At 58.4% G+C, this 19,113-nt stretch carries 25 protein-coding genes, 1 tRNA gene and 1 other RNA gene; 15 read left to right on the forward strand and 12 right to left on the reverse strand.

The features are described 5' to 3' along the window. The first annotated feature begins 33 nt into the window (after nt 1-33). Genes sufC through B2P82_RS04110 form a run of 6 tightly spaced genes read left to right on the forward strand, consistent with a single transcriptional unit; the run spans nt 34 to nt 4,532 of the window. Nucleotides 34-795, forward strand: a complete 762-nt coding sequence (sufC, locus tag B2P82_RS04085; RefSeq protein ID WP_034815776.1) for a Fe-S cluster assembly ATPase SufC — start codon at nt 34-36, stop codon at nt 793-795. Then, complete coding sequence (locus tag B2P82_RS04090) at nt 792-2,018, forward strand: SufB/SufD family protein (protein WP_290495318.1); 1,227 nt, start codon at nt 792-794, stop codon at nt 2,016-2,018. Before sufC ends, B2P82_RS04090 begins: the two co-directional genes overlap by 4 nt. Beyond that, the gene (locus B2P82_RS04095) at nt 2,015-3,238 is read left to right on the forward strand and encodes an aminotransferase class V-fold PLP-dependent enzyme (RefSeq protein WP_290495320.1); all 1,224 of its coding nucleotides are present in this window, start codon (nt 2,015-2,017) and stop codon (nt 3,236-3,238) included. Before B2P82_RS04090 ends, B2P82_RS04095 begins: the two co-directional genes overlap by 4 nt. An 8-nt stretch (nt 3,239-3,246) precedes the next feature. Continuing rightward, the gene (locus tag B2P82_RS04100; protein ID WP_206990638.1) at nt 3,247-3,630 is read left to right on the forward strand and encodes an SUF system Fe-S cluster assembly protein; all 384 of its coding nucleotides are present in this window, start codon (nt 3,247-3,249) and stop codon (nt 3,628-3,630) included. Between the two features lie 35 nt (nt 3,631-3,665). Further along, entirely contained in the window at nt 3,666-4,022 is a 357-nt protein-coding gene (locus B2P82_RS04105; RefSeq protein WP_290495322.1) for a HesB/IscA family protein, read from the forward strand. A gap of 15 nt (nt 4,023-4,037) precedes the next feature. After that, nucleotides 4,038-4,532 carry a DNA-deoxyinosine glycosylase gene (locus tag B2P82_RS04110; RefSeq protein WP_290495324.1) on the forward strand — a complete coding sequence of 165 codons (495 nt, stop codon included), beginning with the start codon at nt 4,038-4,040 and terminating at the stop codon, nt 4,530-4,532. A 26-nt stretch (nt 4,533-4,558) separates the two neighbouring features. On the opposite strand, the gene B2P82_RS04115 is transcribed toward B2P82_RS04110, so the two are convergent. The 7 genes from B2P82_RS04115 to purC all read right to left on the reverse strand — a co-directional run bounded on the left by B2P82_RS04115 (nt 4,559) and on the right by purC (nt 9,364). After that, nucleotides 4,559-5,194, reverse strand: a complete 636-nt coding sequence (locus B2P82_RS04115; RefSeq protein ID WP_290495327.1) for a hypothetical protein — start codon at nt 5,192-5,194, stop codon at nt 4,559-4,561. 46 nt (nt 5,195-5,240) lie between these two features. Next, entirely contained in the window at nt 5,241-5,846 is a 606-nt protein-coding gene (locus B2P82_RS04120; protein WP_290495329.1) for a hypothetical protein, read from the reverse strand. Nucleotides 5,847-5,942: 96 nt separating this feature from the next. Next, nucleotides 5,943-6,458 carry a hypothetical protein gene (locus B2P82_RS04125; protein WP_290495331.1) on the reverse strand — a complete coding sequence of 172 codons (516 nt, stop codon included), beginning with the start codon at nt 6,456-6,458 and terminating at the stop codon, nt 5,943-5,945. Nucleotides 6,459-6,552: 94 nt separating this feature from the next. Then, on the reverse strand, nt 6,553-7,359 hold the full coding sequence (locus B2P82_RS04130; RefSeq protein ID WP_290495333.1) for a lysophospholipid acyltransferase family protein: 807 nt from the start codon (nt 7,357-7,359) through the stop codon (nt 6,553-6,555). Nucleotides 7,360-7,386: 27 nt separating this feature from the next. After that, nucleotides 7,387-7,989, reverse strand: coding sequence for a TetR/AcrR family transcriptional regulator (locus B2P82_RS04135; protein ID WP_290495335.1), 603 nt, complete (start codon nt 7,987-7,989; stop codon nt 7,387-7,389). A gap of 142 nt (nt 7,990-8,131) precedes the next feature. Then, the gene (gene purS / locus B2P82_RS04140) at nt 8,132-8,377 is read right to left on the reverse strand and encodes a phosphoribosylformylglycinamidine synthase subunit PurS (RefSeq protein WP_290495337.1); all 246 of its coding nucleotides are present in this window, start codon (nt 8,375-8,377) and stop codon (nt 8,132-8,134) included. A 213-nt stretch (nt 8,378-8,590) separates the two neighbouring features. Next, the gene (gene purC, locus B2P82_RS04145; protein ID WP_206990630.1) at nt 8,591-9,364 is read right to left on the reverse strand and encodes a phosphoribosylaminoimidazolesuccinocarboxamide synthase; all 774 of its coding nucleotides are present in this window, start codon (nt 9,362-9,364) and stop codon (nt 8,591-8,593) included. 169 nt (nt 9,365-9,533) lie between these two features. Between purC and B2P82_RS04150 the strand changes: the two genes are divergently transcribed. Then, nucleotides 9,534-9,860 carry a DUF1476 domain-containing protein gene (locus B2P82_RS04150; protein WP_034815548.1) on the forward strand — a complete coding sequence of 109 codons (327 nt, stop codon included), beginning with the start codon at nt 9,534-9,536 and terminating at the stop codon, nt 9,858-9,860. On the opposite strand, the gene B2P82_RS04155 is transcribed toward B2P82_RS04150, so the two are convergent. The 4 genes from B2P82_RS04155 to B2P82_RS04165 all read right to left on the reverse strand — a co-directional run bounded on the left by B2P82_RS04155 (nt 9,844) and on the right by B2P82_RS04165 (nt 12,903). Further along, a complete protein-coding gene (locus B2P82_RS04155; RefSeq protein ID WP_290495339.1) occupies nt 9,844-10,860 on the reverse strand; it encodes a family 16 glycosylhydrolase in 1,017 nt (338 codons plus the stop codon). The two genes, B2P82_RS04150 and B2P82_RS04155, sit on opposite strands and share 17 nt — an antisense overlap. A gap of 52 nt (nt 10,861-10,912) precedes the next feature. Then, on the reverse strand, nt 10,913-11,515 hold the full coding sequence (locus B2P82_RS04160) for a 5-formyltetrahydrofolate cyclo-ligase (RefSeq protein ID WP_290495341.1): 603 nt from the start codon (nt 11,513-11,515) through the stop codon (nt 10,913-10,915). A gap of 59 nt (nt 11,516-11,574) precedes the next feature. Next, a non-coding RNA gene (ssrS, locus tag B2P82_RS17085) (6S RNA) lies at nt 11,575-11,733 on the reverse strand. Nucleotides 11,734-11,805: 72 nt separating this feature from the next. Beyond that, on the reverse strand, nt 11,806-12,903 hold the full coding sequence (locus tag B2P82_RS04165) for an esterase-like activity of phytase family protein (protein ID WP_290495343.1): 1,098 nt from the start codon (nt 12,901-12,903) through the stop codon (nt 11,806-11,808). 106 nt (nt 12,904-13,009) lie between these two features. Between B2P82_RS04165 and B2P82_RS04170 the strand changes: the two genes are divergently transcribed. The 3 genes from B2P82_RS04170 to B2P82_RS04180 all read left to right on the forward strand — a co-directional run bounded on the left by B2P82_RS04170 (nt 13,010) and on the right by B2P82_RS04180 (nt 14,231). Next, on the forward strand, nt 13,010-13,474 hold the full coding sequence (locus B2P82_RS04170) for a winged helix-turn-helix transcriptional regulator (RefSeq protein WP_206990626.1): 465 nt from the start codon (nt 13,010-13,012) through the stop codon (nt 13,472-13,474). 129 nt (nt 13,475-13,603) lie between these two features. Beyond that, nucleotides 13,604-13,678: transfer RNA gene (locus B2P82_RS04175), tRNA-Gly, on the forward strand. 58 nt (nt 13,679-13,736) lie between these two features. Then, on the forward strand, nt 13,737-14,231 hold the full coding sequence (locus tag B2P82_RS04180; RefSeq protein WP_290495345.1) for a YchJ family protein: 495 nt from the start codon (nt 13,737-13,739) through the stop codon (nt 14,229-14,231). Nucleotides 14,232-14,307: 76 nt separating this feature from the next. On the opposite strand, the gene B2P82_RS04185 is transcribed toward B2P82_RS04180, so the two are convergent. Beyond that, the gene (locus B2P82_RS04185) at nt 14,308-15,672 is read right to left on the reverse strand and encodes a spinster family MFS transporter (RefSeq protein ID WP_290495346.1); all 1,365 of its coding nucleotides are present in this window, start codon (nt 15,670-15,672) and stop codon (nt 14,308-14,310) included. Between the two features lie 144 nt (nt 15,673-15,816). Between B2P82_RS04185 and B2P82_RS04190 the strand changes: the two genes are divergently transcribed. From B2P82_RS04190 to B2P82_RS04210, 5 genes are all read left to right on the forward strand, one after another. After that, nucleotides 15,817-17,007: an epoxide hydrolase family protein gene (locus B2P82_RS04190; protein WP_290495350.1), complete on the forward strand. Its 1,191-nt coding sequence runs from the start codon at nt 15,817-15,819 to the stop codon at nt 17,005-17,007. Between the two features lie 5 nt (nt 17,008-17,012). Further along, nucleotides 17,013-17,792: an epoxide hydrolase family protein gene (locus tag B2P82_RS04195; RefSeq protein ID WP_290495352.1), complete on the forward strand. Its 780-nt coding sequence runs from the start codon at nt 17,013-17,015 to the stop codon at nt 17,790-17,792. Further along, on the forward strand, nt 17,714-18,229 hold the full coding sequence (locus tag B2P82_RS04200) for an alpha/beta fold hydrolase (protein ID WP_290495354.1): 516 nt from the start codon (nt 17,714-17,716) through the stop codon (nt 18,227-18,229). The genes B2P82_RS04195 and B2P82_RS04200 overlap by 79 nt, the downstream gene beginning before the upstream one ends. A gap of 35 nt (nt 18,230-18,264) precedes the next feature. Further along, on the forward strand, nt 18,265-18,537 hold the full coding sequence (locus B2P82_RS04205; RefSeq protein ID WP_422653696.1) for an SLC13 family permease: 273 nt from the start codon (nt 18,265-18,267) through the stop codon (nt 18,535-18,537). Nucleotides 18,538-18,560: 23 nt separating this feature from the next. Then, nucleotides 18,561-19,113: SLC13 family permease (locus B2P82_RS04210; protein WP_290495358.1), on the forward strand; the 553-nt coding region annotated here is incomplete at its 3' end.

The following is a 19,113-nucleotide window of genomic DNA, read 5'->3' on the forward strand; positions in this document are numbered from 1 at the left end:
TTCGCACCGGGCTAGGGAGCTTACATGCGCACCATGTTGAAGATTGAAAACCTGACCGCGACTGTCGGTGAAGACGATGACGCCAAGACGATCATCAATGGCTTGACGCTGGACGTGCCGAAAGGCGAGGTCCACGCAATCATGGGGCCGAATGGTGCCGGGAAGTCGACCCTGTCCTATGTGCTGACAGGCCGCGATGGCTATGAGGTGACGGGCGGAAGCGCGACGCTGAATGGCGAAGACATTCTGGATATGGATCCGGAAGAGCGGGCGGCCAAGGGCCTTTTCCTGTCTTTCCAGTATCCCGTAGAGATTCCCGGCGTCCCCGTCATGACCTTTGTGCGGGCGGCCATGAATTCACAGCGCAAGGCTCGTGGCGAAGACGAGATATCTGCGCCGGACTTCATCAAACAGTCCCGCGAAATCGGCAAGGCCTTGAAGCTGGATGCAGAAATGCTGAAGCGCTCGCTCAATGTCGGTTTCTCTGGCGGCGAGAAGAAGCGCCTGGAAATCTACCAGATGATGATGCTGGAACCGAACTTCCTGATCCTGGATGAAACGGATTCCGGGCTCGACATTGATGCGCTGAAGACGGTGGCTGACGGCGTGAATGCGATGCGCTCGCCAGATCGCGGCATGCTGGTCATCACGCACTACCAGCGCCTGCTGGACCACATCCAGCCGGACAAGGTGCACGTCCTCTCCAAAGGCCGTATCGTGGCAACCGGTGGCCCGGAACTGGCGCATCGGTTGGAAAAAGAAGGATATGAAGGCATCCTCGGGGAGGTGGCGTGACCACAGCCCTGCGGGACATGATTGCCAATCCGACGACGGCGGAGCTGGAGCTGGTCGCGCGCTATGGCATGCAACCGGCAGATTCCCGCCGCGAGCGGCTGTTTGAGGCGTTTTCCAAGACGGGACTGCCGCATCGCCGGCTGGAAGCGTGGAAATGGACCGACTTCAAGGTAGCGCTGCAGGGGCTCGACCGTCCCTCCACGCCGCCCGCGCAAGATCCGATCCCGCATGCTGGCGCACTGGTCTTCCGGTTCTCGCCAAATGGCTATTTCCCGCCAGACCATATTCCGGACGGGCTGAACGTTTTCGAGAAAGACGAAGCTCAGGCCTTGGGAGCGGCCGAAGACGTGCCGCTCGGTGCGTTGGCAGCATCCCTGTCTGGCGGCAAGGCCAGACCCGCAACCCTGTTACTGGAAGTGACCTCGAAAGAACTTCCGCGTCTCCATTTCCAGTTCAGCGGCGAAGGAGAAGCGAATTTCGCGCGTGTTGTTGTCGTGGTTCGCTCCGATATGGCACTCACCGTATCGGAGAGCCATCTGGGCGGGGCGGGGCTGACATCCTCCGTGATCGAGTTTGGTCTCCAGAAAGGCAGCACGGTCAACCGGACGGTCTATCAGCGCGGTACGTCAGAAGAGACGATTGCTTCAACGGCGCTCGTCCATCTCGATGCGGATTCGCACTATACACAGACCTCACTCGCCTTTGGCGCCAAGGTTGCGCGGCTCGAAACGCGCGTTACGCATCAAGAGCCAAGTGCAAAGGTGACGCTGAATGCCGCCTATCTTGTCGGCAAGGATCTGCATACGGACTTTACCACCCATGTGCGTCACGGGGCCAACTCCTGTGTAACCCGGCAGCTGACAAAGGGCGCTGTCCTGAATGGCGGCACCGGCGTGTTCCAGGGGAAATTCTTTGTTCCCCGTACGGCAGGCCAGTACACGGATGCCGACATGCAGCACAAGGCGTTGTTGCTGGAAGACGGCGCGGTTGTCTTCGCGAAGCCCGAGCTTGAGATCTATGCGGACGATGTCGAGTGCGCGCATGGCAATACGAGCGGCGCGCTTGATGATGATCAATTGTTCTACATGCGCCAGCGCGGCTTGCCGGAGAAGACGGCCCGCGCCCTGCTGACACAAGCCTTCGTCGCCGAAGCATTTGCTGAAGCCGGCGCGCTAGAGGAAGTGCTGCGCGCGGAAGCCGAAGCCTGGCTGGCCGCTGTATGAGCCGTTCCTTCGACATCGATGCGATCCGCGCGGAATTCCCGATCCTGTCACGTGAAGTGAATGGCAAGCCGCTGGTGTATCTGGACAATGCTGCCAGTGCGCAAAAACCGAATGCGGTGATCGACAAGATCGCAAACCAGTCGCGCACGGCATATGCCAATGTTCATCGTGGCATTCACACCCTGTCGAACGAGACCACCGAGGCCTATGAGGCCGCGCGTGAGAAAGTCCGAGCATTTCTCAACGCGCCGTCGACAGAAAATATCGTATACACCAAGGGGTCGACGGAAGGCATCAACCTTGTCGCCTCTGCGCTCGCCGCCCGGATTGAGCCTGGCGACGAGATTGTCCTCTCCATCATGGAGCATCATTCCAACATCGTTCCGTGGCATTTCTTGCGGGAGCGCCATGGCGCTGTCCTGAAATGGGTGGGCCTGAACGAAGATGGTTCGCTGGACATGACAGACCTGGCGGAAGCAATTGGTCCGAAAACGCGTATGGTCGCGATTACCCATATGAGCAATGTGCTCGGCAGCGTGACGGACATGGCCGAGATTTGCCGCCTCGCGCATGAAGTTGGCGCTGAAGTGTTGGCCGATGGCAGCCAGGCTGCGGTCCATTTGCAGGTCGATGTTCAGGCGCTCGGGTGTGACTGGTATGTCATGACCGGGCACAAACTCTATGGCCCGACGGGCATCGGCGCGCTCTATGGGACAGCAGAAGCGCTGGATCGTGCGCGGCCCTATCAGGGGGGCGGCGAGATGATCGAAATCGTGTCTCGCGACCGGGTGACCTACAATACGGCGCCTCACAAATTCGAGGCAGGTACACCGCCAATCCTCGAGGCTATCGGCCTGGGAGCAGCGCTGGACTGGATGACGGCGTTCGATCATGCAGATGTGAAGGCGCATGAAGATGCGCTGTACGCGCGCGCTTATGAGGGACTCAGGGGCGTAAATGGCCTGACCATCCATGGTGAGACGCCGCACAAGGGTGCCGTGCTGGCGTTTAGCCTCGAAGGGGCGCACCCTCATGACATTGCTCAAATTCTCGACCGGTACGGTATCGCTGTCCGCGCCGGCCACCATTGCGCCCAGCCCCTGATGGAGCATCTGGGGGTCAGCGCAACGGCGCGGGCGAGTTTCGCAGTTTACAACACTCTCGCCGAAGTGGACGCGTTCATTGAAGCGCTCGCCAAGGCGCGGGAAATGCTGGTATAGGTGACGGCATGGCAGACGATATGACATCTCGCGACATGGTTGATGTTTCCTCCGAGGAAGCAGGGTCGAAGATTCCGCAAGATGAGCTGAACCGGATCACCGATGATCTGATCACAGCGTTCAAAACGGTGTTCGATCCGGAAATTCCAGTCGACATCTACGAACTCGGCCTGATCTACAAGGTCGACATAGATGACGACTACAAGGTCGATATCGACATGACATTGACGGCGCCGGGCTGTCCAGTTGCCGGCGATATGCCTGGCTGGATCGAAACTGCCGCGCGCACCGTTGATGGTGTGCAGGATGTGGAGGTTCGCCTTACCTTCGATCCGCCCTGGGACCCGTCGCGCATGTCGGACGAAGCCCGTCTTGCGCTAAACATGCTTTAATTGAACCGGAACGCTTTCGTTCCTATGTGATTGTCATGGCCAGAAGACCCAGACCCAAGCCCGTGAAGCTTTCCGACGCTGCTGCAATGCGCGTGAAGGAGATCATGCAGGACCGCGGCGCAGGATTTCTGCGTGTCGGCGTCAAGAATGGCGGCTGTGCGGGCATGGAATATGTCATGGACTATGCCATGGCGCCCGAGCCGCTGGACGAAGTGGTCGAGGATAATGGGGTCACCATCCTGATCGACGCCAAGGCTGTGCTGTTTTTGCTCGGCAGCGAAGTGGACTATGAAGTCACGCCGCTGCATGAGAAATTTGTCTTTCGTAACCCGAACCAGACCGATGCCTGTGGTTGTGGAGAGAGCGTGACGATTATCCCGGCGACGGTATAGCCTGCGGGGCAGGTAATGCCGATGATTGTTCAGGGCTTTGATCCCATAGCCGATTCAGATGCGCGTATCCTGATCCTGGGCAGCATGCCAGGCATCGCCTCACTGGAAGCCAATCAGTATTACGGACACCCCAGGAACGCTTTCTGGCGCATAATGGGAGATGTCTATGGGGCCGGGTTGGAGCGGCCCTATGCCGAGCGCACGACGATCCTGAAAGAGCAGGGCGTGGCAGTCTGGGATGTGCTGAAGCTTTGCCATCGCGAAGGCAGTCTGGATTCAAACATAAAGGACGAGGTGCCAAACGATTTTGCGACGTTTTTTGAGGTGCATCCGGGAATTGAGCGTGTCCTGCTGAATGGCGGCACGGCGGCCCGCAGCTTTAGGAAACATGTCCGAGCACTCTGTCCGGGACTTCCAACCGTTGCGCTTCCCTCGACCAGCCCTGCCTATGCCGCGATGCGTTTTGAGGAAAAGCTTCGTCGTTGGCGGGACGCCATGTTGGGGGCGTGATCAGAACCTGATGCCTTCGGGACAGTCTATTCGTTGGCCGAGTCCAAGGTTGCGACGAACGCATCCCAGGGCTCGAGATTGCCACCATTGGTAACAGGGCAGGTCTTGGCGAACTCGGTGAAGGCGCTGTCGCGTTCTGGCAAACTGAGTGCGTAGGTGTTTTTGGCGATCTTCAAGGATACAACGGTTCCTCTTAACACTGCATTGTACAGTTTGGCCGGGATATTGATCGGCCGGTGTCCGACGAAGGCGAGGTTGGAACGACGTCTGACGGTGATTGGTACCAGAAAGGATTCACCGTCAATGTAGAACCGGCCATAGCGTGCGGCGACAAGGCTCGGTAGTTTGATGTCCCGGTGAGTGGGATCGCCAGTATGGAGCTGGATTGCCGCGGTCATCTCATAGCGTCGATACGACGTCATCATGCATGTGAGAATGACGGGGTGCTGGTTTGTCGACGTGGAATGGATCGACAGGTTAATGCCGCTGAAGTCTGGCGCATTGCCGATATCCCACCCGTCATATGTGTAGTGAAGAGGTTTGGCCGAAACCCAGGAAGCGGGACGAGGTTCGCTGTCGGCGAAAGGTTTCTCTGCACTCGCACCATTGATGCAAACGGCACTCCACAGGCCAGTGAGCAAAAGACGAACTGTAAGCGACATGTCTTCCCTTCGCTATGTAAAGCGCCGCATGAACCCTGAGCCCATACTACAGGTTTGGTTCCAGAGAGGAGCTGTTCAGCGCTTCGAACGCGGACGGATCGAATTTCCCGCCATTGGTCACCGGGCAGAATTTGGCAAAGGCGACGAATACGTCGTTCTTTTCCGGCAAGGCAAGATCGCGCTTCTTGCCCTTTACCTTCAGCTGCACCTGGTCTCCGCGCACGACGGAATTGTAGATGCGCGAAGGCACCTCACGGCTAAGCGGGATCAGCTTGGTTGATTTGGCATGAAACGCGTATCGGTCCGGAAATTTCTCGTCGCGGATCTCCATTATGCCTGAGATATGATGGAAGCGCGGACTGCGATCAGCATCATCTTCATAGGTGTTTTCCGGATCGAGCTGGACGCTGAAATTCAGGGCTTTGTATCCACTCGTCGTAATCTGGCAGCTCAGCTGGATGGTCGGGTGGTCACCGCCTTCCGCCTTTATGATCCGAACCAGGCTTTTGAAGTTCGGGTCCTTGCCGGCATCTGAACTGTCGACCCTGATCAACTGATCTTTTTCCTGGGTCCAGACGCGTGGTGCTGAGTCGGCGAGTGCAGGTGTAGCTGCCATCACCATGGCAGCTACAGTAATCAGGTATTTGAACATTGGGCTTTCCTTGAGGCGTGCTTCCCCAAGATTGGGCATGAGCCATGCGGGCTCGTCAACCCTTAACCGAACCGATACGCACTCTTTGAGAGAAACCTAGTTCGCACTCGCCGCGCGGGCGGCATTGCAGGTTTTTGCGAATGCTTTGAACGCATCATCCGGCTCTGGGTATCTCGTCTCAACTTTACCGGCATGTTCAACTGAGACACTGACAGTATCTCCCCGAATGACGGAGTTGTAGATCTTGGCAGCCGGGCTGTGCGATCCGATCTCGATTGTGCTGTTTGCCGGAGCGTATTGAACAACTGTTTCGACGCCGGGTGTGTCGCCCGCCGTGATTGAAGCGGTCTCTCCTCGTCTGTATGTGGCATGCTTGTCGATTTGATCAGAAATATCGCCCGCCTCAAGCGATAGAATGGCGGACATCTGGCCGTTTGGCGCGCATACGAGCACTGCGCCAGCTTGATCGGCGGTGGTCGTCAGGATGGCGCGAGGCGCCTTTTCATTGTGTCCGTCCCAAACTTTCCATCCGGTCGCGGAGGCAGGCAGATAAGCGGTTGCAACAACGGCTACCAACAGGCCGATTGCTGTTTTCGATTTTGATTTCGTCATTTGTTCAATCCCGATATGGCCCCCGGGATCGCCTGAGCAATTATTGTTTATCAATAATTTTTGTGTGTGTAAAGCTTAAGGTGAGCGGTGAGTCTCACGGCTTTCCAAAAGCCGCCAGGTCGTCGGAGCTAGGGCTTGCTTCCATGCCCTTTGGAGGGTCCGGAATGAGGATGCTCGGCTCTACCGGCGCACCAGTTGCCTCGGCCACGAGTCTTGCTGTGCGCAGCTCCACGGTCTCGGTCAGGGTCTGTAGGAATTCTACTTTAGGCAGATTCGGATCCAGAGGGGGCAGGAATTCAATGATCGCGGTGCCGGCAGTTTTGTCGCGTTCCTGCTGACGCCAGAACACGCCAATATTGGTGGCGACGGGAATGACCGGAACATTCATTGCCTGCGCCATATGCCAGACCCCCGCCTTGTAGCGAAAATGGTACCCCACCGGCGCGAGGTGGCCTTCCGGGTAAATCAGCACCCGTTGGCCTTCGTCACGGGCGCGAACCATGCCTTCCTTCAACGAGGCCGCTTTGCGATCCCCGCCGCCGCAAGTATCGATGACGATGGCACCCAGCTTTCGGAGAATTCCGCCAACCAGCGGGAACTTTTCCAAATGATCGCCGGTCACGAACGCAAGATTCTTCACTTCCGGGTAGATGAGGTATCCGTCGCCCCAGCTTTGGTGCTTCGCCGCGAGGATGAAGGGACCGTCCGGAAGGTTGCTTCGTCCACGTACTTCCTTGCGAATCCCGGCGACGATGCGAAGGTTCAGATTCATCGCCCGTGTATAGCTGCGGATGATCATGCGGACAGGGCCTCGCCCCGGCAAAATCAGGAAAGGCAACGATACCAGCACGTAAAGAACAGAGAGAATATAATAGACGACTGTGAAGACGAGGCCGCGCATTGCAGGGGCTCCTTCGTTATCTGATCACTAGGAATTCAAGACGCACAGAACCGCGCGAGACAACGCGTCAACGTGCTGGGAAAATGGTCCGGGCAGGCGGTTGTAAATCTTGTTCTGGCCAGCCTGCATGACCACGCCAAGCGCCATGGCGGCTTTCAGCGCCGGGTCGCCCTTTGGAATATGTCCGTCCGCAATCAGGCCGGCAATTATCTTTTCAGTGATTGAGACCGGATCATCTTCGCGGCGCTTGTCATAGGGAAGGAAGCGATTGAGCGAGACGAGGTGAAAAGAGAACAGCAGGAAATCTTCGTCCGCCAGCGCACAATAGGCTTCGACAGCTGCATGAACCTTTTCTTCGAGTGAGCCATCCGCCGAGAGGGCCTGCGCCATCATCGCGCCCAGGCGATTATGAGTTTCCATGAACAGGGACAGTGCAAGTTCGTCCTTGCCCTTGTAGTGGCGATAGAGTGCCCCTTCCGAAACGCCGGCCTTTTCGGCGATTTCGCGTGTCGTGGCAGCATCGATGCCTTCATGAATGAACAGTTTCAGCGCTGCGCGTTCGATCTTCGGCCGCGCATTCCGGGCGCGAGGCTTTGTCTTGGATTGATCTGTGCGTGATGGTCTCGCCATCTGGCCCTCCATGTCTCTGACACCAATCTAGGCACAGATCCGATCCGACGCAAGTGATTATTCGCTCACATATGTGTTTAGCATGAATAGGTGTCGTCGTGCATGCGACAGGAGGTAGTGTCTTCGCTGGTGAAACGTCAGCCTAACTGACGAGATCGAATCGATAGCTTTCGATAACGGTGTTTGCGAGCAACTTCTCGCACATTTCTTTAACGCGGGCTTCAGCCGCATCAGACGAAAGCCCGTCCTCCAGATCGAGTTCGATCACTTTGCCAATCCGGGCGGCCTCGACTTCCTTGTAGCCCATACGCGCGAGCGTATCTGCAACGGCCTTGCCCTGCGGGTCCAGAACACCATTCTTCAGCGCGACGTGGACGATGGCTTTCATGAGAGGTCTCCTGGGAAGTCTGAGTCGGGCCCCCATAGCCCGATTTCAGTCCTATTGAAACAAGCTTACCGCGTAAGCCATGCCGACAAGAACAAGGGCCATGGCAAAGACCGGCTTTCGACCATTCATGTATGATAGTTTGGAGCGGATCTTGGTTTTTGTATCTTGGCTCATTGGGTAAGGTCTCTTGCTCTGCGGCGTGGTACAAAGAGCTTACTTGCCGTTGGTGAAGCTCACCACATTGTCACTCTCGCCGGACTCTTTCAGGATGCCGAGACGCCGGGCTACTTCCGCGTAGGCTTCCGTCACGCCGCCGAGGTCACGACGAAACCGGTCCTTGTCGAGCTTGTCACCGGTCTCGAAATCCCAAAGTCGACAACTGTCGGGGCTGATTTCGTCAGCCAACAGGATGCGCGGCACATCGCTATCGCCCTCATAGTGGCGGCCGAACTCCAGTTTGAAATCTACTAGCCGAATGCCGACCGCTGCGAACAGGCCCGACATAAAGTCGTTTACGCGGAGCGACATGGCGATCAGATCATCATATTCCTGAGCCGCGGCCCATCCAAAGGCGGCGATGTGCTCTTCTGTGACCAATGGATCACCTAGCGCGTCGTCCTTCAGATAGAACTCCACCATGGGCCGGGGCAGGACCTGGCCTTCCTCAATTCCGAGACGCTTGGAGAGCGTGCCAGCCGCCACATTCCGCACGACTACTTCCAGTGGAATGATGTCGACCTTCTTGACCAGCTGCTCGCGCATATTGAGGCGGCGGATGAAATGGGTGGGGATTCCAACGGCCGACAGGCGTGTCATCATGAATTCGCTGATGCGATTGTTCAGAACACCTTTACCATCCAGAACCGCGCGTTTTTGCGCGTTGAAGGCGGTTGCATCATCCTTGAAATACTGGATGAGGGTGCCTGGCTCCGGCCCTTCATAAAGGATTTTCGCCTTGCCCTCATAGATAATGCGCTTCTTGCTCATGCGGACGGATCTCCTGACGGTACCGGATCGCTGTAACAGGAATCGTTTTCAGCCACCCCAGAAAGCGCGACTGTTACGCCAATCTGGGCAAAGAAACAATTATTGCGCACACCTTAACTCAACGACTATATGCACTGGTGAATTACCACCGTTCAGAAAGGCCATTCTCATGAGCACATTTGACGATCGCGAACGCGCTGAAGAGGCTCGATACGCCTTTGATCAGGAAACCCAATTCAAGGTCATGGCGCGCCGAAACAAGCTGCTCGGTCTCTGGGCCGCCGATCTCATGGGTCTGACAGGCTCAGATGCTGAGGCTTATGCCAAGACGGTCGTACTGTCCGATCTTGAAGAAGCGGGCGATGACGACGTGTTCCGCAAGGTACGCGGTGACTTCGATACGGCTGGCATAGATCGCACCGATGCTCGTATTCGCGAGCAGATGGCAGAACTGCTGCCGGTTGCGCGCGAGCAGATTCTCAAGGACTCAAAGTAGCGTAGATGTGGTTTTCGGCCGTACCTGCGAGGGGTGGCCGGAAACTGTCCCCGCATGTCTGGGTGCTTTCATTGACTGGCGTGAATGACGTGCAGCTCACGATGGTGGCTTCACCGGATTTAAATTTGGGCTTCCCGTGCCATCCCTGCATCTTTGGTACGCCGGTCCAATGACTGAAATAGAGGCGTCCGGACGTGCGCGGAATCAACGCGTCATCTGGTTCGGTGGAGTAATAGGCAACCCCGTCGACATACCAGGTGATCCGATCAGGCAACCACTCGAATGCGTAGAGGTGTGGCGCGGCTGACGCATCGAATGGCAAATCGAACTTGGCATTCTTTCCGTGCTTTCCATTCCGCCAGTAATTGAACTCCACTTTTGATGTGTCTTTGCCCAGAAACTCGATATCCACTTCGTCATGTGGGTCGCCTGCATAGGGTCCGGTATACGTGAAAAAGGCCGAGACCAGCCCTGACCCCTTACCGATCTGCATCACCGCCTCATAACGTCCATAACCGACGCGTTGCTTTGATCTTGCTTCGGCAATGGAAAACGGGATGTCCTGGCCCGGCTCGCGTTTGACTTGAAGTGCCAAACCTTGAGGTGTTGTGATGGCGTTTTCGGGAGCCCACCTGCCACCATAGAAGCTGTCGACCGCATGTGTCTCAGACAACCAGAATTTGTCCTCGATGGATTCTGATCCAAATGTTGACCGGAATCCATGACCGGATTTGGCGAGCTGCTTGATTGACGGGGCGCTCTCGACCGGTGCTGCGGGTCTGATAGACAGGGGCTTCGGAACTGCCGCAGCAGTGGACTTTTCAACGGGATAGTAAATCTGCGCTTGTTGATGTGAAGATGCGAGCGGGTCCTGGCCACCGGCGACACTCACGGCGAAACCTGTAACAAGTGCAGCAGCTACGACGGCAAACAGCATAATGTCCAGAACTGACACAGTCCGTCTGGCGGTGGTTACCGAAATGAGGCCGAAATGGGACATCGCTTTACCTTCCGTTTACCTTTAACGGAAAATTAGCAATACCCAAGCCGATTTAGCCGCTTTCTTGAGGGGGTGTCAGACTTTTCATGTTGCGCATCATGAATAACGGAATTGAGCCAATCGGTGTGACGGCCCAGTCGAGCGGCTGATCATGTGGTTCGCTGGGGACGGAGTCGATATGCTGGGCCGGGTAGGCCAATGCACAGGCAAATGCCCGGCCGTTTGCCCGGAGCTTTTCAAACGCCTTGTCATAATGCCCTTTGCCATAGCCAAGCCGATTGCCCATGCCATCAAAGGCGAGCAGAGGCGTCAGAATCAACGTCGGATGAGCCAGCGGTGCATCTTCTGACGGTTCGGACAATCCAAATGGCCGGCGCTCCAGTGGTTCGCCGAAATGCCATGTGCGCCAGGTCAGTTCGCCAGTGTCCTCTATCCGGGGCAGACACAATTCCGCGCCAGCCTTTGCCAAACGCATCATCAGGGGCGCGGGATCGAGCTCTTCATTGATCGCGACATATCCAGCGACAACCGGCCCGTAGCGTTCAAGCAGCTTCATCGGAAATTTTTCAGCCACAGAGTCTGCGCCATCAGGATCGCGCGCGGCCGCTTCGGCCCGCAGGGTTCGCATCCGATGTCGCAGGTCGGTCTTGTCCATCAGAGTATCCATCGGGTTGGCTGTTCGGCGCCTGACTATGGCACACAGAAAAATAGCGCATGAGAACCACGAACGCCGCGGGGCATATTCACTCCCGTCAACCTAGATACTAGGTGGGCGCCGGATGAGCCCGGACCACGGCCCAAGCCAGAATGCCAGCTCCCTGACGGAAATTAAGGTCGCCGGAGATCAGTCCGTCGCAAACGAAGCAGCCCTCATGCTGGTTGATGATGTAATTCGGTGACGCGCTGATTGTAAGGGGCCAGCATGCGGTCACGTGTTGAATTGTCTCAGTGTGCTTCCCCGACAAGATCGAAGGCAAAAAGTAGCGTGCGCTGGCGATCCGAGAAATTGTCGTCAGAAACAATCCAGAGGCGGTGGACACCGTCTGGCAGGGTTTCAACCGTGATGCCTTCGAAATTGTCGACATTCATGGGTCGGGACAGCGTAAACAGACCGCGTCGGCTTGACCCGCCAGCATCCTGATATTCGGCTTCCACGGCCAAACGGTTACCGAATACGGGATTATAGTTGCGGCGTAGACTGTAAACCACGGATCCGGCCATCGACTGATCGCCGAGCGCAATCCGGTTTGTCATGCCCACGAGCGGACTGTCAAAATCGGTATTGAGCGGTTCGAGAAGCGTAACAGCATTGCCGATCGGGACAAGCTCGACGATCGGCGACTTGCCATCAATGAGCTGTTCGTATCCTGCACGAAGTGATTTTCCGAAAGATAGCGCTTCTGCGCCGGAATTCTCGCGGATTTCCGTGCCTTCGATCTCGCTCGGCAGATCCGCGACCAGCGTGGCGCGTGCGGCGGCGCCACAAGTGCTCAGATCGAATGCCTCGATACGGTGCCGACGTTCGAAGCTGACATATGCAGCGCCATTCTTCAGGGCGAGCCCTTCGGAGTCGCCCTCGGTCTTGCCCTTGAGCAACTCGTTGTCCTGTCCCCGCATGTACGCAATTCGGCCCGTTCCGGTCAGCTCACCACCGTCACGATCAAGCCAGACAAATGCGCCCATGTCGGAAACCGCCAGGAAGCCTCCGTCGGCAAGTAGCTCAATACCCGACAATCCGCCAAAGTTCTTATTGGGGGAAGTGAGCGCCCAGCCCTGCGCGAAGCGGACGCCTGGGAACAGTGAAATGTTGGCGCGTTCAGAAAGCGGCACGGATTCCGCAACAATGGAGATCTCCGCCGGTGCCACATAAGATGTCCCGCTGGGGCAGGATAGCGCCTTCAGCGTACCCGGCGACAGTGCAGGATGGCCCCGGCCTTGATTTGTGCCGGTCGTACCGATTGCCGGAGGATCGGCTGGAACCGCGCAGGCTACAAGCGCGGCTGCGGCCAAGCCAAACAAGGGAGAGTAGATCGATTTCCGCATGATATGTTTCGCCTTGTGGTGAGTCTCTGGGCATTTGCCTTAAAATATGAGGCAGGAATAGGGAAACTGGCTGGATTTCAAAAGCGAACTTATCCAGATATGAATTATGTCCCAGATTCCGCTCGTTCGCCGCTCGCCAGTCCCGCCAGACACCTGCAATTTGGCCAAAGCCATAGACCTCATTGGTGACAGGTGGACTTTGCTCATCCTTCGCGCAGCTCTTTATGGTGTGCGGCGCTTCGATGACTTCCAGTCTGAGCTGGGATGCCCAAGAACCGTGTTGTCAGGGCGGTTGAAGAAACTGGTGGATGCCGGCCTGCTGGCCAAAAAGCCTTACAAGGCGCCTGGCAAGCGCGCCCGACCGGAATATGTTCTGTCCGCCACGGGCCTTTCGCTGCGGCCAATCCTGATCGGCCTGACGCAATGGGGCGACGCTTGTCTCGGACAGGGTGAGGCGCCTCCGATCAGCTTTACGAAGGCGGGATCCAAGAGCGCCATTCGAGCGGCATTTGTTGATGTTGAAGGCCGGGAAGTGCGCCCCGACCAGATACGTCCAGTGTTGCGGGGATAGGTTTGCTCAAGTCTCCGACCGACAGTTTGGAAATTGTGCAGTTTCGCAGAATTTCCGTCTTGCAAAGCCGGGGCTGATGCGCTTTATCACGCCTCTCGGCGGCAACGCCGTGAATACCCTAATAAGGATGCGGGCGTAGCTCAGGGGTAGAGCACAACCTTGCCAAGGTTGGGGTCGTGAGTTCGAATCTCATCGCCCGCTCCAATTCGAGAAGCCGCCTTGAGGGCGGCTTTTTCTTTGCCGATACAGCGAGGTGATGGAGATGATTTCGGGTTCGGCCGCCTGTCCCTGCAGTTCGGGGCTCGATTTCGCCAGTTGCTGCGAACCCTATCTCACGGGCGCGAAGCTGCCGCCGGCACCCGAAGCGCTGATGCGCTCGCGCTATTCGGCGTTTGCCACCGGCAATATCACCTATCTCGAGGAAACGCTGCTGCCGGGCACGCGGGAGGATTTCGATGCCAAGGGCGCGGCCGACTGGGCGGCGGCGAGCGAATGGACCGGGCTCGAGGTGCGCCACACCGAAGGCGGCGTCCCCGGCGAGACGGAGGGCGTCGTCGAATTCGTCGCGCATTACCGGCAGGCGGGAACGGAGCGCCTCCACCACGAGACGGCCACCTTCACGCATAAGGACGGGCGCTGGTGGTATGTCGACGGCATCATGGGCGTGAAGCCGCGCCGTGCGGAAAAGATCGGCCGCAACGATCCCTGCTCCTGCGGCTCGGGCAAGAAATACAAGCATTGCCACGGCGCGCTCTGACGGGCGCGGCAGATGCCGAACAAAAAAAGGGCCGCTCCCGAAGGTGCGGCCCTTTTCATTTGCGCCGAAGCAACCCTCAGGCGCGACGACCGTCCGACGCCGCCTTCTTCAGATGATGGCCGGCAAGGAAGTAGTGCGCCGCCGCCCAGATGTTCAGCATCGCCGTGCCGAAGAGCGCCCAGCGCAGCGACTGGTTGCCCATGCCCATCGTGTAGTTGAAGAAGTCCGACAGGATGCCGACGAATTGCGGACCGAAGCCGAGGCCGATGATGTTGATGATGAAGAGCATCACGGCGGAGGCAAGCGCGCGCTTGGCCGGCGGCGTCAGCGTCTGGATCATCGCGAAGGACGGCCCGAGATAGAACGCGCCGAGGAACGAGATCGGCACGTAGAGAACCCAGAGGATCGAAACCGGGTATCCCGCGACATGGAAGGCCGGCCAGTTGTCCATGAGATAGAAGGCGACGATGAACGGCACCACCAGAACCTTCGCCCAGGCGACGACCCAGGTGTTCCAGCGCACATCCTTCGCGGCCAGCCTGTCGGTCAGCCGTCCGCCGAAATAGGCGCCGAAGCCGCCTACAATACCGACCATCAGGGCGAGAAAGGTCGAGACTTCGCCGATGGACATGCCATGCGTGCGGATAAGAAAGGCCGGGCCCCACATGACGCCGCCATAGCCGACGAAGGACGTGATGGTGACGCCGCAGACGACATGGCGCGCCGCCGCCGTGTGCCAGAGATGGTGGAACCCTTCCTTGACGATGACGAGACCCGTCTTGAAGTTGAGCGGCGCGTCTGATTTTTCCGGCGCCATGCCGTCGGCGCCGCCACGCTCCGGCTCCTTGAGCGTGAAGCGGACAAGGAGCGCGAGCACAAGGCCCGGCAGACCGACCACGAAGAAGGCGGCGCGCCAGCCGTACCAGACCGCGACCCAGCCCCCGACCAGAAAACCGATCATCACGCCGAAATAGACGCCGAGCGAATAGACAGCCATCGCGCTGGCACGTTCGTTTGGCGCGTACATGTCGGCGATCATTGAATGGGAAGGCGGACTCGATCCCGCTTCGCCGACGCCGACGCCGATACGCGCAAGCGCCAGCTGCCAGAAGTTTCCGGCAAGACCGCAAAGCGCCGTCATGCCGCTCCAGATCGCGATCGCCCAGGCGATGATGTTGCGCCGGTTGCCCCGGTCGGCGATGAGGGCGATCGGAATGCCGAGTGTCGCGTAGAAGATCGCGAAGGCGATGCCTGAGAGAAAGCCGAGCTGCGTGTCGGAAAGAAGGAGATCCGCCTTGATGGGTTCAAGAAGGATTCCCATGATGTTCCGGTCGACATGGCTCGACGTGTAGCCAAGCACGAGGATCATCAGCGCATAGCGCCTGTACCCCGGTGACAGCGTGGCAGGCGTCGCCCCTTTCGCCATTGTGGCTTCGGCCATTCCCTCTCCCCTCAAATATCTTTTCTTTGGTGCGGCAACTCTAATGGCGCTGGCGGGGCACCGCAATCGGCACACCTTGCGATGCCACGTGCCCCTGCCATAATCCCCGCAACCAGAAACGCCCATTCACCCGGAGACGTTCAGATGTCCGCAAGCAAACCCGTTCCCTTCACGGTCGATATTCCGCAAGGGAAACTCGACGCTATCCATGCCAAGGTCAGCGCCTATGAATGGCACGAGATGCCCGAGATAGACCCGGGCGCCGACCGCTGGGCCTATGGCACCGACATGGAATACATGCGTGAACTTTGCACCTATTGGACGACGAAGTTCGACTGGCGTGCGGCGGAAAGGAAGCTCAACGCGTTCCCGCAGTTTCATGCCGAGATCGACGGCCAGAAGGTCCATTTCATCCACGTGAAGGGATCGGGCGAGAAGCCCGAGACCGTTCTCATGACGCATGGCTGGCCGGGCTCGGTGTTCGAGTTCAATGCGGTGATCGAGCAGCTGGCGCATCCCGAAAAGTTCGGCGGCAATGCCGAAGAGGGAATGAACCTCGTGGTGCCGTCGCTGCCGGGCTACGGCTTTTCCGGAAAGCCGAAGAAGCCCATAGGCCCGAAGGGAACCGCTGCGCTCTGGGACAAGCTGATGCGGGAGGTGCTCGGCTACGAGACCTATATCGCACAGGGCGGCGACTGGGGCTCGGTCGTCTCGGGCTGGCTCGCCTACGAGCATTCCGTGACGAAGGGCGGCGGCTGCAAGGCCGTGCATCTCAACATGTATGGCGTGAGGCCCGCGGCTCTCCCGGAAACCGAAGAGGAAAAGCAATGGGCGGCGGGCGCCGCCATGACCTTCGAACTGGAAAGCGCCTATCTCCGGCTTCAGATGACGAAGCCGCAGACGCTTTCCTACGGCATGATGGATAGTCCCGTGGGCGCGGCTGCCTGGATCGTCGAAAAGTTCAACGGCTGGTCGGACCGGCGCGGCCCCGACGGCAAGGAGCACATCGAAAACGCCTATACCAAGGACCAGTTGCTGACCAACGTGATGATTTATCTCGTCACCGGAACCTTCAACACGGCCACCTGGTTCTACCGGGGCATGTTCGAGGAAGGCGGCACCAGCATGGCACCGGGAACGAAGGTCGACGTCCCTACGGGCATCGCGAACTTTCCGAAGGAGTTTCTCGTCTTCCCGCCGCGCAGCATGGTGGAGAAGGGATACAACATCGTGCGCTGGAGCGACTTCGAGCATGGCGGTCATTTCGCGGCACTTGAAACCGGTGACGTCTTTGCGGACGACGTCCGCGCCTTCGTCAACCAGGTGAAAGGCTGAAGGCCATGACCCATCGCATCGTGCCCGCCGATCCGTTTTCGATCCATGTCCCCGATGCCGAGATCGAAGACCTGAAACGGAGGCTGCAACGCACGCGCTTTCCGAACGAACCGCTCGGCAACGAACACTGGGAATACGGTACGAGCCTTCCCTATATGGAGCGGCTCGTCGAATACTGGCGTGACGATTTCGACTGGCGCGCCGCCGAAGCGAACCTCAACCGCTTTCCGCAATACCGCGCAACGCTGACCGACGACGAGGGCGAGGATCACACGATCCACTTCATCTACGAGCGGGGCTCGGGCGACAATCCCGTGCCGCTGATTCTCACCCATGGCTGGCCGTCGACCTTCCGGGAATTCCTCGACGTCGTTGATCCACTCGCGCATCCGGAGAAATACGGGAAACCCGGACCGGCATTCGACGTGATCGTGCCATCGCTGATGGGCTACGGATTTTCCTCGCTGCCGAGGAAGCCCATCGGCCCTGGCGCCATTGCCGATCTCTGGCACCGGCTGATGACGGAGGTCCTCGGCTACGACCGCTATGCGGCGGAGGCAGGCGACTGGGGGAGTTTCGTCACGTCGCGTCTCGCGCTTCAGCATTCGGACGCCGTGATGGGCATTCATCTGACGATGCTGCCGCTCCGGCCACATCTCAAGCATGAGAGCCAGCCACCGGTAACGGAAGAGGAAGGNNGACGAAGATGCAGAAGTGGTGGCGACAGGAAGAAGGCTATCGTTCGATCCAGTCGACGAAGCCGATGGCGCTCGCGTTTGCCGTGATGGACAGTCCTGCCGGTCTCGCCGGCTGGCTCGCCGACAAATATTATCGCCTCGGCGATACCGACAAGACCGAGACGATGGAAGGCATGATCGCGCGCTTTCCCTTCGATCACATTCTCACCCAGTTTTCGATCTACTGGTTTACCGGAACGATCAATTCGGCGAACACGCTCTACAAGGCGGGGCCCGCCGAGGGAACGGGGCTTCTGAAGCCCGGAGAAAAAGTGACGGTGCCGACCGCTTATTCGGAGTATCCGATCGACGTGTTGCCGGATACGCCGCGCTCATGGGCGGAACGCGGATACAACATCGTACGCTGGCGCATGATGGACCGCGGCGGTCATTTCGCGGCGATGGAAGAGCCTGAACTCTTCGCCGACGACGTGCGCGATGCATTTCACGAAATGGGAATCACGGAAGGAACAAAAGCCGGATGACCCTCGACCAGGGGCTTGCCTTCGGCATCCTGTTCATGGCGCTGGTGCTTTTCGCATCGGGCAAGCTCCGCCATGACATCGTTGCCCTGATTTCGCTCGTCGCCGTATCGCTGGCAGGCCTTGTCAAACCGACGGAAATCCTCTCCGGCTTCGGCCATCCGGCGGTGATAACCGTAGCCGCGGTTCTGGTCGTTTCGGAAGCGCTGCGCAGCTCGGGGCTCGTCGATGTGGTTGTGCGGCGCATCCTGCCCCTGACAAAGACGACAACCGGCCATATCGGCATCCTGACGGGCGTGGTCGCCGNNTGAACAATGTCGGCGCGCTTGCAATCATGCTGCCCGTCGTGCTCGCGACAGCCGCCGAACGCGGACGTCCGCCCGCCATGTTGCTCATGCCCATCGCCTTCGGCTCGATGCTCGGCGGCATGATGACGATGATCGGCACTCCGCCCAACATCATCATCGCAAGCTTTCGCCGCTCCTATGCCGACGAACCCTTCGGCATGTTCGATTTCGCCTGGGTGGGCCTGCCTGTTGCCGTGATCGGCATTCTCTTCATCGCGCTCGGTGCCTGGCGCCTCATCCCGCGCGAGAGAAAGGGCGGCGTCTCGCCGGAAGACATGTTCAGCCTCGAGGAATATGTGATCGAGGTGCGCGTCGGCGAAAAGAGCCCGCTGATCGGCAGGCGCATCGCGCATATGGAGGAAGCCGCGGGCGAAGACATCGTGATTGCCGCCCGTGTGCGCGAGGATGGTCAGATTTACGAGCCGGAAAGCTGGCAACCTGTGGAGCCGAACGATCTCTTTATCCTGCGTGCGGACCCGGCCGATCTCACCGAGTTCCTCAACAATCAGGGGCTGGAGCTCGTAGGCTCGAACGGCGAAA

The sequence above is a fragment of the Hyphomonas sp. UBA4494 genome (assembly GCF_002388935.1).
Taxonomy (GTDB): Bacteria; Pseudomonadota; Alphaproteobacteria; order Caulobacterales; family Hyphomonadaceae; genus Hyphomonas.

What these genes read in the sequence shown, in the direction of transcription:
- sufC (WP_034815776.1), top strand. Translation starts at nt 34, where the DNA reads ATGTTGAAGATTGAAAACCTGACCGCGACTGTCGGTGAAGACGATGAC.
- B2P82_RS04180 (WP_290495345.1), top strand. Translation starts at nt 13,737, where the DNA reads ATGATTTCGGGTTCGGCCGCCTGTCCCTGCAGTTCGGGGCTCGATTTC.
- B2P82_RS04100 (WP_206990638.1), top strand. Translation starts at nt 3,247, where the DNA reads ATGGCAGACGATATGACATCTCGCGACATGGTTGATGTTTCCTCCGAG.
- B2P82_RS04150 (WP_034815548.1), top strand. Translation starts at nt 9,534, where the DNA reads ATGAGCACATTTGACGATCGCGAACGCGCTGAAGAGGCTCGATACGCC.
- B2P82_RS04130 (WP_290495333.1), bottom strand. Translation starts at nt 7,359, where the DNA reads ATGCGCGGCCTCGTCTTCACAGTCGTCTATTATATTCTCTCTGTTCTT.
- B2P82_RS04105 (WP_290495322.1), top strand. Translation starts at nt 3,666, where the DNA reads ATGGCCAGAAGACCCAGACCCAAGCCCGTGAAGCTTTCCGACGCTGCT.
- B2P82_RS04125 (WP_290495331.1), bottom strand. Translation starts at nt 6,458, where the DNA reads ATGACGAAATCAAAATCGAAAACAGCAATCGGCCTGTTGGTAGCCGTT.
- purC (WP_206990630.1), bottom strand. Translation starts at nt 9,364, where the DNA reads ATGAGCAAGAAGCGCATTATCTATGAGGGCAAGGCGAAAATCCTTTAT.
- B2P82_RS04165 (WP_290495343.1), bottom strand. Translation starts at nt 12,903, where the DNA reads ATGCGGAAATCGATCTACTCTCCCTTGTTTGGCTTGGCCGCAGCCGCG.
- B2P82_RS04095 (WP_290495320.1), top strand. Translation starts at nt 2,015, where the DNA reads ATGAGCCGTTCCTTCGACATCGATGCGATCCGCGCGGAATTCCCGATC.
- B2P82_RS04120 (WP_290495329.1), bottom strand. Translation starts at nt 5,846, where the DNA reads ATGTTCAAATACCTGATTACTGTAGCTGCCATGGTGATGGCAGCTACA.
- B2P82_RS04185 (WP_290495346.1), bottom strand. Translation starts at nt 15,672, where the DNA reads ATGGCCGAAGCCACAATGGCGAAAGGGGCGACGCCTGCCACGCTGTCA.
- B2P82_RS04135 (WP_290495335.1), bottom strand. Translation starts at nt 7,989, where the DNA reads ATGGCGAGACCATCACGCACAGATCAATCCAAGACAAAGCCTCGCGCC.
- B2P82_RS04170 (WP_206990626.1), top strand. Translation starts at nt 13,010, where the DNA reads ATGTCCCAGATTCCGCTCGTTCGCCGCTCGCCAGTCCCGCCAGACACC.
- purS (WP_290495337.1), bottom strand. Translation starts at nt 8,377, where the DNA reads ATGAAAGCCATCGTCCACGTCGCGCTGAAGAATGGTGTTCTGGACCCG.
- B2P82_RS04115 (WP_290495327.1), bottom strand. Translation starts at nt 5,194, where the DNA reads ATGTCGCTTACAGTTCGTCTTTTGCTCACTGGCCTGTGGAGTGCCGTT.
- B2P82_RS04160 (WP_290495341.1), bottom strand. Translation starts at nt 11,515, where the DNA reads ATGGACAAGACCGACCTGCGACATCGGATGCGAACCCTGCGGGCCGAA.
- B2P82_RS04155 (WP_290495339.1), bottom strand. Translation starts at nt 10,860, where the DNA reads ATGTCCCATTTCGGCCTCATTTCGGTAACCACCGCCAGACGGACTGTG.
- B2P82_RS04190 (WP_290495350.1), top strand. Translation starts at nt 15,817, where the DNA reads ATGTCCGCAAGCAAACCCGTTCCCTTCACGGTCGATATTCCGCAAGGG.
- B2P82_RS04200 (WP_290495354.1), top strand. Translation starts at nt 17,714, where the DNA reads ATGCAGAAGTGGTGGCGACAGGAAGAAGGCTATCGTTCGATCCAGTCG.
- B2P82_RS04110 (WP_290495324.1), top strand. Translation starts at nt 4,038, where the DNA reads ATGCCGATGATTGTTCAGGGCTTTGATCCCATAGCCGATTCAGATGCG.